Source organism: Catellatospora methionotrophica (genome assembly GCF_011297335.1).
GTDB classification, from domain to species: domain Bacteria; phylum Actinomycetota; class Actinomycetes; order Mycobacteriales; family Micromonosporaceae; genus Catellatospora; species Catellatospora methionotrophica.
The window spans coordinates 14,722-29,347 of sequence record NZ_JAAOTJ010000011.1; the positions used below are offsets into that span (position 1 = coordinate 14,722).

General features: G+C 72.7%; 14 protein-coding genes. 6 read left to right on the top strand and 8 right to left on the bottom strand.

What is annotated here, in order from left to right; translation table 11 throughout:
- Positions 1–25 precede the first annotated feature (25 nt).
- Positions 26–1,333, bottom strand: a complete 1,308-nt coding sequence (locus HAV40_RS23115; protein WP_166384647.1) for a M20/M25/M40 family metallo-hydrolase — start codon at positions 1,331–1,333, stop codon at positions 26–28.
- Positions 1,334–1,445: 112 nt separating this feature from the next.
- On the opposite strand from HAV40_RS23115, the gene HAV40_RS23120 reads away from it, so the two are divergent.
- Complete coding sequence (locus tag HAV40_RS23120) at positions 1,446–2,111, top strand: DUF3159 domain-containing protein (RefSeq protein ID WP_166384649.1); 666 nt, start codon at positions 1,446–1,448, stop codon at positions 2,109–2,111.
- Positions 2,112–2,120: 9 nt separating this feature from the next.
- Positions 2,121–2,855, top strand: coding sequence for a GNAT family N-acetyltransferase (locus HAV40_RS23125; RefSeq protein WP_166384651.1), 735 nt, complete (start codon positions 2,121–2,123; stop codon positions 2,853–2,855).
- 242 nt (positions 2,856–3,097) lie between these two features.
- Here HAV40_RS23125 and HAV40_RS23130 read toward each other — a convergent pair whose 3' ends face one another.
- Positions 3,098–3,814 (bottom strand): hypothetical protein, encoded by a 717-nt coding sequence (locus tag HAV40_RS23130; RefSeq protein WP_166384653.1) that lies wholly within the window; start codon positions 3,812–3,814, stop codon positions 3,098–3,100.
- Positions 3,815–4,071: 257 nt separating this feature from the next.
- On the opposite strand from HAV40_RS23130, the gene HAV40_RS23135 reads away from it, so the two are divergent.
- Positions 4,072–5,100, top strand: coding sequence for a DNA polymerase IV (locus HAV40_RS23135; protein WP_203672218.1), 1,029 nt, complete (start codon positions 4,072–4,074; stop codon positions 5,098–5,100).
- Positions 5,101–5,270: 170 nt separating this feature from the next.
- Here HAV40_RS23135 and HAV40_RS23140 read toward each other — a convergent pair whose 3' ends face one another.
- Both HAV40_RS23140 and HAV40_RS23145 read right to left on the bottom strand, forming a co-directional pair.
- The gene (locus HAV40_RS23140; RefSeq protein WP_166384617.1) at positions 5,271–5,456 is read right to left on the bottom strand and encodes a hypothetical protein; all 186 of its coding nucleotides are present in this window, start codon (positions 5,454–5,456) and stop codon (positions 5,271–5,273) included.
- Positions 5,457–5,485: 29 nt separating this feature from the next.
- Positions 5,486–6,415, bottom strand: coding sequence for a nucleoside hydrolase (locus HAV40_RS23145; protein ID WP_166384657.1), 930 nt, complete (start codon positions 6,413–6,415; stop codon positions 5,486–5,488).
- Between the two features lie 111 nt (positions 6,416–6,526).
- On the opposite strand from HAV40_RS23145, the gene HAV40_RS23150 reads away from it, so the two are divergent.
- The gene (locus HAV40_RS23150) at positions 6,527–8,872 is read left to right on the top strand and encodes a hypothetical protein (RefSeq protein WP_166384659.1); all 2,346 of its coding nucleotides are present in this window, start codon (positions 6,527–6,529) and stop codon (positions 8,870–8,872) included.
- A 96-nt stretch (positions 8,873–8,968) separates the two neighbouring features.
- On the opposite strand, the gene HAV40_RS23155 is transcribed toward HAV40_RS23150, so the two are convergent.
- Positions 8,969–9,313: a cupin domain-containing protein gene (locus HAV40_RS23155; RefSeq protein WP_166384661.1), complete on the bottom strand. Its 345-nt coding sequence runs from the start codon at positions 9,311–9,313 to the stop codon at positions 8,969–8,971.
- A 443-nt stretch (positions 9,314–9,756) separates the two neighbouring features.
- Here HAV40_RS23155 and HAV40_RS23160 point away from each other — a divergent pair, with 443 nt between their 5' ends.
- Positions 9,757–10,560 carry an SGNH/GDSL hydrolase family protein gene (locus HAV40_RS23160; RefSeq protein WP_166384663.1) on the top strand — a complete coding sequence of 268 codons (804 nt, stop codon included), beginning with the start codon at positions 9,757–9,759 and terminating at the stop codon, positions 10,558–10,560.
- 49 nt (positions 10,561–10,609) lie between these two features.
- Here the strand turns inward: HAV40_RS23160 and HAV40_RS23165 are convergent, their stop codons facing one another.
- Positions 10,610–11,626, bottom strand: a complete 1,017-nt coding sequence (locus tag HAV40_RS23165; RefSeq protein WP_166384951.1) for a LacI family DNA-binding transcriptional regulator — start codon at positions 11,624–11,626, stop codon at positions 10,610–10,612.
- Positions 11,627–11,772: 146 nt separating this feature from the next.
- Between HAV40_RS23165 and HAV40_RS23170 the strand changes: the two genes are divergently transcribed.
- Complete coding sequence (locus tag HAV40_RS23170; protein ID WP_166384665.1) at positions 11,773–12,741, top strand: ROK family protein; 969 nt, start codon at positions 11,773–11,775, stop codon at positions 12,739–12,741.
- A 75-nt stretch (positions 12,742–12,816) separates the two neighbouring features.
- Here the strand turns inward: HAV40_RS23170 and HAV40_RS23175 are convergent, their stop codons facing one another.
- Together HAV40_RS23175 and lexA are read right to left on the bottom strand one after the other, a co-directional pair.
- Positions 12,817–13,932 carry a sigma factor gene (locus HAV40_RS23175; protein WP_166384667.1) on the bottom strand — a complete coding sequence of 372 codons (1,116 nt, stop codon included), beginning with the start codon at positions 13,930–13,932 and terminating at the stop codon, positions 12,817–12,819.
- A 54-nt stretch (positions 13,933–13,986) separates the two neighbouring features.
- Complete coding sequence (lexA, locus tag HAV40_RS23180; protein WP_166384669.1) at positions 13,987–14,616, bottom strand: transcriptional repressor LexA; 630 nt, start codon at positions 14,614–14,616, stop codon at positions 13,987–13,989.
- Positions 14,617–14,626 lie beyond the last annotated feature (10 nt).

Below are 14,626 nucleotides of genomic sequence, written 5' to 3' on the forward strand. Positions count from 1 at the left end.
GGTTCCCGGCCGCGCACGACCGGGCCTAACTCTGCCGCAGGAACCTGTCCAGTACCCGCACGCCGAACTGTAGTCCCTCCACCGGCACGCGCTCGTCGATGCCATGGAACAACGCGGAGAAGTTCAGGTCCGGCGGCAGGCGCAACGGCGCGAAACCGAAGCAGCGGATGCCGAGCCGGGCGAACGACTTGGCGTCGGTGCCACCCGAAAGCATGTACGGGACGGCGTGCGCGCCGGGATCCTCGGCCTTGAGCGCCAGTGCCATCGCATCCACCAGCGCCCCGTCGAACCCGGTCTCCAGAGCGGGCTGGCGGTGAATCGACTCTATCTCCAGATCCGGCCCGAGCACCTGCGCCAACTGCTCGCGGAACAGCTCGAACTGCCCCGGCAGGGTCCGGCAGTCGATCGTGGCGCTGGCCCGGCCGGGGATGACGTTGTCCTTGTACCCGGCGCTCAGGCGGGTCGGGTTGGCGGTGTTGCGGATCGTCGCGCCGATCATGGTGGCGATCGGGCCGAGCTTGGCGATGGCCGCCTCGGGGTCGTCCGGGTCGATCTCGATCTGCAGCGCCTCGCCGACCTCCTCCAGGAAGGCCCGCACGGTCGGAGTGACCACGACCGGGAAGCGGTGCCGGCCGACCCGGGCGACGGCCTCGGACAGCGCGGTCACCGCGTTGTCGTCGTGCACGAACGAGCCGTGGCCGGGGCGGCCGGTGGCGTGCACGCGCAGCCAGTCGATGCCCTTCTCGGCCGTCTGGATCATGTACAGGCGCAGGTCGTTGCTGACCGTGTACGAGAAGCCGCCGACCTCGCCGATCGCCTCGGTGCAGCCCTCGAACAGGTCCCGGTGCTCGTTGACCAGGAACGCCGCACCCCAGTCGCTGCCCGCCTCCTCGTCGGCGGTGTACGCGAGCACGATGTCGCGCGGCGGCACGTAGCCGGTCCGCTGCCAGTCGCGCACGACGGCCAGCGTCATCGCGTCGAAGTCCTTCATGTCGACCGCGCCCCGGCCCCAGATGAAGTCGTCCTTGATCTCCCCCGAGAAGGGGTGCACCGACCACTCGCTCGCGTCTGCGGGGACCACGTCCAGGTGCCCGTGCACCAGCAGCGCCCCGCGCGAGGGGTCCGCGCCGGGGATGCGGGTGACCACGCTGGCGCGGCCCGGACGGCTCTCCAGCAGCTGCGGGTCGAGGCCGACCTCGCTGAGCTTGGTAGCGACGTACTCGGCGGCGCCCCGCTCCCCCGCACTGGTGGCCAGATCACCCGTGTTCGTGGTGTCGATGCGGATCAGGTCGCGGCAGAGGTCGATAACCTCGTCAGTGGCGGGCGTACGCATAAGGATCTTCCTACCAGGTCGGGCCGGAATGTCCCAGCGCCGAGGCGACCCGCTTCCCGGCCGCCGGAGAACAGGCTAGGCTGCCCTAACCCCGAGACCCGCTGGAGATCCCGTGACCGCCACCCGGCCCGACCCCGCCGGTGAGAGCTTCGCCGACCTGCTCGGCGGGCGACGTGCCGCGATCGACGCCACGCTGGGCCCGCTGGCCTTCGGCGTCGCCTTCGTGGCCGGCGGCGAGTCGATCGAGTGGGGCGTGGGGGCGGCCGTAGCGGTCACCGCGCTGATCGGCGTGTGGCGGGTGCTGCGCGGCGACAAGCTGCGGGCGGTGCTGGTCGGCCTGCTGGGCGTGGTCGTCGCCGCACTGATCGCGCTGCACACGAACCGGCCGGAGGACTTCTTCTTCATCCGCATCGCCACCAACGCCGCCAGCGCGCTGGCCTGGGCGGTCAGCATCGTGCTGCGCTGGCCGCTGCTCGGGGTGGTCGTGGGCACCGTGCTCGGCCAGCGCGGCTCGTGGCGGCGCGACCCGGCGCTGCTGCGGGCGTACAGCCGGGCGAGCTGGATCTGGGTGCTGCAGTACGTGCTGCGGCTGGCGGTGTGGCTGCCCCTGTACTGGATGGGCCAGGCCAAGGCGCTGGCGTTCAGCACGGTCGCGCTCACCTGGCCGGTCGTCGCCGCCTGCCTGGCCGTCAGCTGGTACGTGATGCGCAGGTCACTGCCCGATGGCCACCCCGGCCTGCGCCACCCGCAGCTCGACGGCACGCGGGTGAAGGTCTAGCCTGCCCCGGTGAGCCTGACCGTGGAGCCCCTGCACGCCCGCCCCCGGCCGCAGGAGCAGCTCGACCGGCTGTTCGCGGGCGGCTGGCCGGAGTTCATCTTCCACGACCAGGAGACCGCGCGGCACATCGGACGCGTCCGCGCGCTGTTCGCCGACCTGGAGCTGGTGCTGCTCGACGGCGACGAGCCGGTCGCGGCGGGCTGGGCCGTGCCGCTGTGCTGGAACGGCGAGGTGCCCGACCTGCCCACCGGGTACAACGACAGCCTCGCCCGTGCCCTGGCCGCTCAGGACGCGGGATCCACGCCGGACACGCACGCCGTGCTCGCCGCGCAGGTGCACCCCGACCGGCAGGGCGGCGGACTGGCCGCGCAGCTGCTCACCGCGCTGTGCGAGGACGCCGCGCGGCGCGGCCGGGGCCGGGTGATCTGTCCCGTCCGGCCGACGCACAAGTCCCGCTACCCGCTCACCCCGATCGAGCGCTACCAGGCGTGGACCCGCCCCGACGGCCTGCCGCGGGACCCGTGGCTGCGCACCCACGTCCGGATGGGCGCGCGGGTGCTGGCCGCCGCGCCGCGCTCGCAGGTCATCAGCGGGGCGGTCGCCGACTGGGAGAGCTGGACCGGCCTGGCGCTGCCCGACTCCGGCGACTACGTGATCCCGGACGGGCTGAGCACGCTGCGCGTGGACCGCGCGGCGGACACCGGCGTGTACGCCGAACCCAACGTCTGGGTCCGCCACCGCTGACTCCGGCTACGTTGCGCCACGGCTCGATAACACAAAGTTCATATACTAGCCATACGGATGTATGCGCAGTACTGCATACAGTGGTTCACTGGGCTTTGTGGACGGCGAGCCGACCACGCCGGTCGCCCGATCCGCCGTCGGCAGTCACACCGGACGGCGGCCCCGGCCCGGCCCGCACGTTGCGCAACGCGCTGGTCGGCTCGACGTTCCACGAACTCCCGCCGACCCGGCCGCGCCCGTGGTCAGTTCTCGCTGAGCCGGACCCCGCGACGGCTGAGGAACGCCAGCGAGCGCTCCAGCTTGTCCCGGTCCTCGGCGACGATCAGGTCCCCGGTCTCCCGGCCGTACGGGTCGAAGAAGCCGTCCTCGGCCAGCCGGTGCAGGAAGCCCTCCTGCTCGCGCTGCAGCACCGGGTCGGGTTCGGGCTGCCGGGGCGGGCGGGCGTACGCGGCGCGGTCCCGGTCGGCGTGACGCCGCTGGGCCGGGGCGGACCGGTGCCGTTCGACGAACGACGCGAAGTCCTGGATCTCCCGCACCGCCGCGGCGACGCCGGTGAGCGCCGCGTCGCCGTAGCGGTCCCACGGCGACACGGCGGCGTCGTGGGTCAGCGTCAGGTCCAGCACGCCGTCCAGCGCCATCGTGGCGATGCGCAGCGGGTTGGCCCAGACGATCCGGTTCGCGGACTCGTCGTAGCGCTGCCACGCCAGGTCGCGCAGGCTCTCGTGATCGACGTCGCCGTCGGGGGCGTCCCAGGTCCGCTCGCTGATGCGCAGCAGGGTCAGCGCGTCGTCGCGGAACCGCGTGTCGGAGCGCGCGGCTTCGGCGAGCATGCCGACCTCGTACACATGGGTCAGGGCCCGGACGGCTTCGATGAGTTCCGAGGATGTGGGCGCGTCACCCAGGTCGAGGGCGAGTCGGAGGAAGGCTCGGTCGGGTGCGGCAGCCTTGGGACGGGGCATGTGACGCCTTGCCATGGGTGATCATCTGCGTCCTGGCAGTATCCAGCATGGATCACCGGTAGCACCAGGAAACAATGTGGACCGCATCCGTACAGCTCCGCCATAGGGCGCTGACATGGGAAGACGTCAACCGGGCAGACCCGGCTGCGGGGCGGCCGGCGCCGCTCCGGCGGCCCGGGGAGCAACGGCCCGCGACCACGCCCTCTTTTCTGCCGGTTCGCACCGGTCGGCGGCCGGACCGGCGCGACGATGGGACGGTGACCGGCTGGGTGCTGCACGTCGACCTGGACCAGTTCGTCGCCGCGGTCGAGGTGCTGCGCCGCCCCGAGCTGCGGGGGCGGCCGGTGGTCGTCGGCGGCGACGGCGATCCGGGCAAGCGCGGCGTGGTCAGCACCGCCTCGTACGAGGCCCGCGCGTTCGGCGTGCACTCGGGCCAGCCGCTGCGCGTCGCCGCCCGCAAGTGCCCGGACGCGGTGTTCCTGCCCGTCGACGCCCCCGCGTACGAGACGGCGTCGGCGCTGGTGATGGCGGCCCTGCGGGACAGCGGCGCGGTGGTCGAGGTGCTCGGCTGGGACGAGGCGTTCCTCGCCCTGGACACCGTCGACCCCGAGGCCGCAGCGCGGGACCTGCAGCGGCGCGTGCGGGAGGCGACCAGCCTCGACTCCAGCGTCGGCATCGGCGACAACCGGCTGCGCGCCAAGCTCGCCACCGGGTTCGGCAAACCCGCCGGGGTGTTCCGGCTGACCCAGGCGAACTGGGACGAGGTGATGGGCGAACGCCCCACCGACGCGCTCTGGGGCGTCGGCGCGAAGACAGCCAAGCGGCTGGCCGTGCTCGGCCTTCGCATCGTGGCTGAGCTGGCCGCCGCCGATCCGCAGGTGCTGGCTGCCGCGTTCGGCCCGGCCACCGGCCCGTGGCTGGTCCGGCTCGCGCACGGCGAGGACGACACCCCGGTGACGGGTGCGCCCTACGTGGCGCGGTCGCTGAGCAAGGAGACGACGTTCCAGACCGACCTGGCCGACTGGGCCGACGTACGCCGGGAGGTGCTGGTGCTGGCCGCGCGGGTCGCGGACACCGTGGCTGAGCAGGAGCGACCGGTGGGACGCGTGGTGGTGAAGATCCGCTACGTCCCGTTCACCACCCGCACCCACGGCCACACCCTCGACGTCCCCACCACCGACCCGGCCGCCATCGAGCGCGCCGCCCTGGCCGCCCTCGACGCCTTCCCCACCGACCGCGAGGTGCGCCTCCTCGGCGTCCGAGCCGAGTTCACCCCACCACCCTGACCGCGCCTCCACCCTCCCACGCCACCACCCTCCACCAATAGACGTTGGCCTATCCAGATGAAAAAACGGTGATCACTTTCATCCAGATAGGCCAGCGTCTATCAAAAACGGGAGCGGCGAGCCGCCGTCGACCGGTTACGGGGGTCCAGCTGGGGGCCCTGAGCGCCGGGTTACTCGGCGGCTTCCTCCGAGGTGCGGCGTTCGGCGTAGAGGTCGGGGCCCTTCGCGGCGCGCAGGGTGCGGATGTCCGACTCGGCCAGGATCGCCTCCGCCTGGGCGTGGGGGTCGTCGCTGCCGACGGCCAGCTCCTCGGGCAGCAGCTTCTCGGCACGTGAGGTGGTGCGGTCCTCGTCCATGCCTGACGGCTACCTCGCCCGGGCGTCGCCTAAACCTCGCGGTCGAGGCTGGTCACCCGGTCGAGCAGGGCGTTCACGACGGCGCGGGTGTCGGCGTCGACGACCACGTCGACCGTCGGCCCGTCGGCGGGGTCGAGGTCGACGACGGTGTTGCCGCGGCTGGGACCGTACCCCGCGTCCACGTGGATCCGCGCGGGCTGCGTCGTGACCAGTTCGGGGTGCAGCACCGTCAGCACCGCGACCGCGTCGTGCACGGGCGTGACCGCGCCGAGGCCGTGGCGGTAGCCGCCGAGCGCCCGCGCGGTGAGCGCGCCGACCCGGCCGGACCCGGCGAGCACGGCGAGGTCGGCGTCGACGAGGCCGGTGCGCCGGGTGACGTCGAGCGGCACCAGGGTCGTCGGGACGGATACGCCGGGGTCGGTCAGCACCCGGTGGGCGGCCTCGGGGTCGAACCACACGTTGAACTCGGCGGCCGGGGTCATGTTGCCCGCGCCGATCGACCCACCCATCACGACGAGCCGGTCGAGCCGCGCCGCGAGCTGCGGATACATCGCGTAGAACAGGGCCACGTTGGTCATCGGGCCGACCGCGAACAGGGTCAGCGGCTCGGTGGAGGCGGCCACGGTCGCGGCCAGGAACGCGGCGGCGGGCCGGGGGTCGGCGGCACCGGGCGCCTCGGGGAGCACGACGCCGCCGAGCCCGCCGTCGCCGTGGGCGCCCTTCTTGGCGCTGACGGGTACGCGTACCAGCGAGCGGCCCGCACCGGCGGCGACCGGGACGTCGCCGCGCCCGGCCAGGGCGAGCACGGATCTGGCGTTGCGGGTGGTCAGCTCGATGCCGACGTTGCCGCCGACGGTGGTGACGCCGCGCAGGTCGAGTTCGGGGCTGGCGCAGATGGTGAGCAGGGCCATCATGTCGTCGATCCCCGGATCACAGTCGATCATCACAGCGCGCGCCATGCCGTCATCCTGCCCCATCGGGCGATCAGGCGCGGTCCTGTCGCGCTAGCGACGGCCGGTATGCCGATTCGGACGGTTGCCAGAGGCGTTGCGCGGCAACAGAGTTTCCCCGTGCCCGTACCCCGCTATGACGCCGCGCCGGTGGACCGCCCGTCCGGCCTGATCCCGCCCCCTGTCGACCTGTCCGGGGTGACCGAACTGCGCCTGCACGGCGTCGGCGGCACCACCGCGGAGGACCTGCTCGGCGACCTCGCCCCGCAGCAGGTCTCCGGTGACCGCATCGCCGGTTTCTACCGCACCGCCGACCTGCCCGCCCGCCACGTCGAGGCGTACTCGTGGGGCGGGCTGACCTCCCGCAGCGGCTCGCGGGTGCTGTGGCTGCTGCTGCTCCCGTTCGCGATGGCGAACCTGGCCGGGTGGATGTGCACGCCGAAGACCCACGGCTCGGGCTGGCGGTTCCGGCTGCACCGCACCTTCGTCCGCTGGGCGTCGCTCGGCCTCACCGTGAACGTCGTGCTGATCATGGCGATGGGCACCATGGAGCTGCTGGCCTACCAGTGCGGCGGGCGCGACGACTGCGCCGGGGACAACTGGCTGCTGAGCTGGCTGCGCAGCCCGCTGCTGGCCGAGTACGCCGGGCGGCGGGTGCTGATCGGCGCACTGGTGCCGGTGCTGTTCGTGGCGTTCCTGGCGGTGCTGACCGTGCGCAGCATCAACCGCTACGAGGAGGTGGACCCGCCGTACCAGGTGGGCCACAAGCCGCCCCGGGCCGCGACCAGCGCCGCCCAGCCGCGGCTGACGCTGGCCGACCGCACCTTCTGGGACGGCCGCCGCAGCGCGTTCGACCTGGGCTGCGCGCACGTCGCCGCGGCGCTGGCGTTCATCGCGCTGACGCTGGGCTTCGCCGGCCACGGCATGTTCTACGACGCTGACCTTCCGCCGATGGAGACCAGGTGGGCGCTGTACGCCACGATCGTCCTCGGCGGCGCGGCCGTGCTCGGCGCGCTGGTGGTGACCGCGCTGGACGAGTGCCGCCGGTGGGCGGCCGGACTGCTGATCGCCCTGGCGGTCGGCGCGCTGCTCGCCGCAGCGGTGTTCCTGCTGGCCCAGCCCGAGATGGGGCGGAACTGGGGTTACCTGCCGAACATGCGGTACACCAGCAACGCCGCCTTCGGCGCGATCTTCGGCGCGCTCGGGCTGACCCTGGTGTCCACGCTGCTCGGCGGGTGGAAGCGGGGCATCTTCTTCATCTTCGGGCCGTTCGTGGTGCTCGCGGTCAGTATCGCGCTGCTCAACGCGGTGATGCTGGGCGCGATGCTGCGCATCACCGACCTGTTCGGCGAGGTGAACTCGCTGTCGCTGGTGCCGGTGTTCCCGGCCGCGCCCGGCGAGCTGTACGTCTACCCGATCATCACCACGCTGCACCAGTACCTGACCCTGGTCCCGCTGGCGCTGATCGTGCTGTTCGGGATCTTCGAGCTGATCGCGTACTGGCGCGCGGGTGCGAGCCGCAAGGCCCGTGAGCAGGCCGAGAAGTTCTACGCCGTCGACCGCTACCCGCAGCCCGACGGTGAGCCCGACTGGTACGACAACGCGTCCGGGCAGCGGCGCTGGATCGCCGGCGTGGTGCGAGCCCGCAAGCTCGCGCAGATACCGCGTCACATCGACCGGCTGCTGACCGCGATGGCGGTCACCGGTGTGGTCCTGCTGATCGCGATCCAGATCCGCTACTGGGTGTTCCACCAGCTCCCCTGGGGCACCCAGTGGACGGTCACCGCGGGCAGCTACCTCACCGCGGCGCTGCCGATCCTGGTCGTACTGCTGCTGCGGCGCGGCTGGACGAACCTGGCCAGCCGCCGCCGCATCGGCGTGATCTGGGACGTGTGCACGTTCTGGCCGCGCGCGTTCCACCCGCTCGCACCGCCGTCGTACGCCGAGCGGGCCGTGCCCGAGGTGCAGCGGCGGCTGTGGCGGCTGCACAGCAACGGCGGCAAGACCGTCGTCGCCGCGCACAGCCAGGGCAGCGTCATCGCCGCAGCGGCCCTGCTGCAACGCGACAACCTGCCCGCCGACGGCCGCTTCGCGCTGGTCACCTTCGGCTCGCCGCTGCGCACCCTGTACGGGTGGGCGTTCCCGGCGTACTTCACCGACACGGTGCTGCGCTCGCTGGAGTCGCGGGTGCACGCGTGGCGCAACTTCTACTACGACACCGACTTCATCGGCGGCGCGGCACTGGCCACCGAGCCGGCACAGGACGTGGACGTCCTGCTACCCGATCCGGAGACCTGCTGGTACATCTACGGCCAGCCGCTGCCGCTGGCCCGGCGGCACACCGGCTACTGGGACGACCCGGCGGTGTGGCGGCAGGTCGACGAGCTGTCCGCCGCTCTGTCCGCCGGCCCGAAGGTGCCCGTGCAGCCCGGCCCGCCGATGACCGCCTCCGAGGTGGGGCTGTAGCCCGCTGAGGTCGGTGGCATGATCGCCGTTTGGGGTCGATATCTGTGGTCCAGCCACATGTCTTGACCACAAACGGCGATCATGACGGTGCGGCGGTCAGCCCTGGGCTGCGCCGCCGCGCGAGCCGTAGGCGGGGCCGAAGAAGACCAGCAGGGTCAGGTCTTCGGTGACGTCGACGAAGCGGTGCTCCTCGTGCGCCGGTACGAAGACGACCGAGCCGGGGCCGACGGCGGACTCGCCGCTCGGGGTGACGATCCGGGCCCGGCCTGCGGTGACCACGTAGACCTCGTCCTCGGTGTGCGGGCTCTGGTCGTCGAGGCCGCCCGCCGGGATGCAGTAGGTGCCCACGGACAGGTCCGGCGTCTTCAGGTGCTCCACCCAGTCGTTGGCCGTGCCGACCGGCGGCGGCATCCACCGCCCGGCCCTCTCGATGATCTGCATGGCGGCCAGCCTAACCAGGCCCACCGACCGCCGGGCCCCGCTGTGCCGCCGCCCCGCCGCCCCCGCCCCGCGCTTTGCATAGACGCTGGCCTATTACATCGAGTTTGATCTCGTCCCAGTCGACGTAATAGGCCAGCGTCTATGAGGTTCGCGCAGCGCGGGCGAGCCCGGCGACGGCGGTGCGGATTGCAAGAAGTTGCTGCGGGTCGGGTCGACCGGTGCCGCTTGGGCGCGGTCGAGGCGTGCGCGCGAGGGTTCGCGGGCAGCGCGGTGCGGACCCTGGTGGGGTTGGCACCTGGGTAAACGGATCCAATGTAGCCATCGGTCGCGCGGTGCGCCAGAGGTTCGAAACATCTTGCAACGCTTGCGAATTGAGATCTTCACAACAGGCGTTTCAACTGATATCTATATGCGATCGCTTCGCCCCTGACCCGGAGGACGACTTGTCCCGATCGCGCCTGCTGACCTTCACGGCGACCCTCGCCACCGCCTTCACCGTGCTGGTCGCCCTGGCAGCCACCCCCGCCCAGGCCGCTTCCACCGTCCGCTACGTCGCCCTCGGCGACTCCTACGCGTCCGGCGTCGGCGCCGGCAGCTACACGTCCGAGAGCGGCGCGTGCCAGCGCAGCACCAAGGCCTACCCCGCCCTGTGGGCCGCCGCCAACGCCCCCGCCTCGTACGCCTTCGTCGCCTGCTCCGGCGCGACCACCACCAGCGTCACCAGCTCGCAGCTGTCCGCCCTCAGCAGATCCACCACGCTGGTCAGCATCAGCGTCGGCGGCAACGACGTCGGCTTCGCCAACATCATGTCGACGTGCGCCCTCAAGGGCACCACGCAGTGCGTCGCGGCGGTGCAGGCGGCCGAGGAAAAGGCCCGCGCGTCGCTGCCCGGCCTGCTGGACAACGTCTACAACGCGATCCGCTCACGCGCTCCCAGCGCTCGCGTGGTGGTCCTCGGCTACCCGGTGTTCTACCAGCTCGGCACCGTCTGCGTCGGGCTCAGCGCCACGTCCCACGCGAAGATCAACGAAGGCATCAACCTGGTCGACGACCTCACCCGCAGCGCCGCGAGCCGACACGGGTTCGTGTTCGCCGACGTGCGCTCGATCTTCGTGGGACACCAGCTGTGCAGCGGCGACAAGTGGCTGCACGCCCTCAACTTCGCCAGCCTCGGCATCTCGTACCACCCGATGGCCACCGGCCACTCCGGCGGCTACTACCCCGTCTTCCGCAACGCCGCCGCCTGACGCGGCAAGGGCACCTTCCTGTCGCTGTACGCGAGGGAAGGTGCCCCTCTCAACGCCTCACGCCACTTGCGGCCGGTCCGCGGCGGGTGCTGCCCGCGGTGAGGCCGCGTTCGACGAGTTCCGTGGGCAGCACGACGGTGCGCGGTCGCGAGCGGTCCCCGTCGATCCGCGCGAACAGCAGCTGCGCGGCGCGGCGGGCCAGTTCACGGGTGTCGTAGCCGATGACGGTCAGCGGGCGCGGCATCAGGTGCGACAGCTCGAAGTCGTCGAAGCCGACCAGGGCCGCGTCGCTGCCGCGCTGCCACAGTTCCTGGACCGCGCCGACGGTGATGCGGTTGTTCAGGGCCAGGAACGCGGTCGGCGGGTTCGGTTGGGTGAGCATGTCGGCGACGGCCGCCGCGGCGGTGGCGGGGTCGCGTACGCCGCCGCGCACCAGTGCGCCGTCGTAGCCGATCCCGGCGTCGGCGAGCGCGTCCTGCGCCCCGGCGAGGCGTTCGCGCATGGTGTGCACGTCGACCGAGTCCAGCAGCACGCCGATGCGGCGGTGGCCGTCGGCGACGAGTCTGCGTACGCCGTTGCGCGCGCCACCGCGGTTGTCCAGCAGCACCGCGTCGGCCTCGATGTTGGTGCCGGGACGGTCCAGGAACACCACCGGGATGCCCATGTCGACCTGCGCGTTCAGGAACGAGTGGTCGCATCCGGCGGGCACGACCAGCAGCCCGTCGACGCGCCGCGAGCACAGGTCGCGCAGCAGCTGCTCCTCGCGCACCGGGTCCTCCTCGGAGGAGGCGGACAGCAGCAGGGTGTCGCGGTCGCGGGCCATCGCGGCGGTGACGTGGGCGATGGTGGAGTAGAACGGGTTGGCCAGCTCCTCGATGATCAGGCCGATGGTGGCGCTGGCCCGGCCCGCCCGCAGCGCGCTGGCCATGTGGTTGCGCTGGAAGCCGAGTTCGGCGACGGCGGCGAGGACCCGGTCGGCCATGGCCCGCTGCACGTGCGGCTCGCCGTTGACGACCCGCGACACGGTCTTGAGGCTGACCCCGGCGAGCCGGGCCACGTCGACCATGGTGGGGCGGCGGCCGGCCCGGCCCGGGGGAACACTGTGCTCGCTCGTCACGGCAGGAACGTTACCCGGTCACCGAGGGCGGGTAAGCGACAGACGGACAACGTTGTCATAATCTCTCCAACGCCTTCCTCCTCCCTGGAGCCCCCATGCCGCACCGCGCTGCCGCACCGCTCGCTCTCGCCGTCGACATCGGCGGCACCAAGATGGCCGCCGGACTCGTCGACGCCGACGGGACCATGCTGGCCGCCGACCGCATCCCCACCCCGCGCCCGCTGCTCGGACCGGACGCGGGCGAGCAGGTGTGGGCGGGCCTGTCGGCGATGCTCGACGGCCTGCTCGACCGCACCGGCGGCCGCCCGATCGCCGGGGTCGGCACCAGCACCGCCGGTCCGTTCGACCTGGCCGGGGCCACGGTCAGCCCGGTCAACATCGCCGCCTGGCGGGGCTTCCCGCTGGTGGACCGGCTCGCCGCGCAGGTGCCCGGGGTGCCGGTGCGGCTGGCCGGGGACGGGGTCTGCGCGGCCATCGGCGAGCACTGGCGCGGCGCCGGGCGCGGCCATGACGACCTGCTGGTCCTCGTGGTGTCGACCGGGGTCGGCGGGGGTCTGGTGCACGGCGGGCGGCCCTTCACCGGGGCGTCCGGCAACGCCGGGCATGTCGGCCACATGGTCGTCGACCTCGGCGGCGACGAGTGCCCGTGCGGCGGGCGCGGCTGCGTGGAGGCGATCGCCAGCGGTCCGAGCATGGTGCGGTACGCCCGTCGCGAAGGTTGGTCGCCGACCGGCGACGGCACCGCCCGCGACCTGGCCGACGTGGCGCGGGCCGGTGACCCGGTCGCCGTGGCCGCGTTCACCCGCGCCGCGGACGCGCTGGCCGCGGGCATCGTCTCGGCGGCCGCGATGTGCGACCTGAACCAGGTGGTCATCGGCGGCGGCGTCGCCAACGCCGCCGACCTGCTGTTCCCCCCGCTCAAGGAGGCCCTGGCCCGCTTCGGCCGCCTCGGCTTCCTCCAGGACATCGACGTACGCCCCGCCCACCTGGGCGGCAACGCCGGCCTCATCGGCGCCGCCGCCCTCATCCACTCCCCCGACCCCTACTGGCCGTCCCACCCCTGATCGATCATGAAGCGAGGGCGGTGACACGCCGTCGAGCACGTCCACAAGTTCATGATCGACCCGGCAGGGGGGGGCCTACCGGGGGTCGAAGAGGGCTAGGCGGGGGTCGGCGGCGAACTGGGTGATGGTCATGCCCAGGGCGGGGTTGCGCTGGGTGGCCTGGTGGGCGGCGGAGGGGTCGGGGGTGTTGGTGATGGTGACCATCACCAGGGTGTGGCCGGTGTAGACGAGGACGGTCCAGAGTTGGGCGTCGAGGCCCAGGGCGAAGCCGGCGCGGCGGCCTTCGGGCTGTTCGCGCAGGCCGTACTGTTCCAGGACTGCGCCGCTGTCGAGTTCGGCGCTGAAGCCGCACCAGGTGAGGCGGTCGCAGTGGGCGAGGTCGGGCACGTAGGTGGTCGGGGCGACCGAGATGGTCAGGGTGCCGTAGCCGTTGCCGTTGATCAGTTGCAGGCTCGTCGTCAGGGCGCCCGGAGCCAGGGCCGGGTCGGGTAGCGGGGCTACGTCGCGGGTGTCGCCGCCGTCGGCCAGGCCGAGGTCGATGCGGCGCAGGCCCAGCGGGTTGATGCGGGTGAGGACCAGTTCGGCCATCAGGCAGGCGTGGCGCTCGGTGCGGGCCGGGTCGGCGGCGACCGGCTCGCCCTGGGGCAGCGGCATGTCGCCGGACAGCACCGCGAACCGGTCGACGCCGGTGCGGCCTCCTGCCTGCGGCGGCGCGGGCGGCACCGGGGATCGGGTCAGCGACGGCAGCGGCGTCGGGCCGGGCACCCCCGCCATGCAGTCGACCTCCTCGGGCGGTGGCGTGCCGCCGGGGTCGGGCCGCAGCAGCACCACCGCGAAGCCGACGCCGACCGCGAGCGCGACGGTGAGCAGGGTGCTCACCGCCAGGTCGCGGCGGCGCAGCCGCCGTCCGGCGGTGAGCAACTCCGCGGTGGCCAGGCCGAGCGGCGGCTCCGGTCCCTGCGCGGGCTCGCCGGGCCGGTGGCGGCGCAGCGCGCGCAGCAGGGTCCGCTGGGCGTACGCCTCGGGCGGCTCGAAGCCGAGCGCCGGCCAGCGCCGGTACAGCCGCAGCAGGGTGCGCCGGACGAGCTCCTCGGCCACGTCCCAGTCGCCGCACCGTTCCCTCGCCTGCCGCCGCAGCGCGGGGACCAGCGCGGTGGCGAACTCGGCGTACTCGTCCTCCCAGGCACGCATTCCGACAGTCAACACAACGAATGCGCTTCGCGGCAGATCCTCCCGCCTGCTGGGTCACCGCACCCGGCGTACCACCGCCACGACCTTGCCCAGCACGACCGCGTCGTCGCCGGGGATCACGCCGTACGCCGGGTTGCACGGCACCAGCTCGACGTGCCCGCGGCTGACCCGGTACACCTTCACGGTCGCCTCGCCGTCGATCATCGCCGCGACGATCTCCCCGCTGTACGCGGTCGGCTGCTGGCGGATCACCACCACGTCGCCGTCGCAGATCGCCGCGTCGACCATCGAGTCGCCGCGCACCCGCAGCGAGAACAGGGTGCCGTGGCCGACCAGGTCGCGCGACAGGGTCAGGGTCTCCTCCAGCGTCTGCTCCGCCAGGATCGGCCCGCCCGCGGCGATCGTGCCGAGCAGCGGCACCTGCACGGTGTTCGCGCCGCGCTGCTGCGGGATGCCGTCGTCGTCGAGCGGCAGGCGTACGGTCAGCGCGCGCGGGCGGCCCCGGTCGCGTTGCAGCAGGCCCTTCTCCTCCAACTCGCGCAGGTGGTACGCCACCGTCGAGGACGCGGCCAGGCCCACCGCCCGGCCGATCTCGCGCAGGGTGGGCGGGTAGCCGCGACTGGTCACGCCGTCCTGAATGACTTCGAGGATGCGCCGCTGCCGCTCACTCAGCTTCGAATACACCCTGGCAGGC

Bases quoted from the DNA above. Each gene is read 5' to 3' on its own strand.
- HAV40_RS23170 (WP_166384665.1), top strand. From the start codon at position 11,773: ATGCCGCACCGCGCTGCCGCACCGCTCGCTCTCGCCGTCGACATCGGC.
- HAV40_RS23115 (WP_166384647.1), bottom strand. From the start codon at position 1,333: ATGCGTACGCCCGCCACTGACGAGGTTATCGACCTCTGCCGCGACCTG.
- HAV40_RS23175 (WP_166384667.1), bottom strand. From the start codon at position 13,932: ATGCGTGCCTGGGAGGACGAGTACGCCGAGTTCGCCACCGCGCTGGTC.
- HAV40_RS23140 (WP_166384617.1), bottom strand. From the start codon at position 5,456: ATGGACGAGGACCGCACCACCTCACGTGCCGAGAAGCTGCTGCCCGAG.
- HAV40_RS23145 (WP_166384657.1), bottom strand. From the start codon at position 6,415: ATGGCGCGCGCTGTGATGATCGACTGTGATCCGGGGATCGACGACATG.
- HAV40_RS23130 (WP_166384653.1), bottom strand. From the start codon at position 3,814: ATGCCCCGTCCCAAGGCTGCCGCACCCGACCGAGCCTTCCTCCGACTC.
- HAV40_RS23155 (WP_166384661.1), bottom strand. From the start codon at position 9,313: ATGCAGATCATCGAGAGGGCCGGGCGGTGGATGCCGCCGCCGGTCGGC.
- HAV40_RS23165 (WP_166384951.1), bottom strand. From the start codon at position 11,626: ATGGTCGACGTGGCCCGGCTCGCCGGGGTCAGCCTCAAGACCGTGTCG.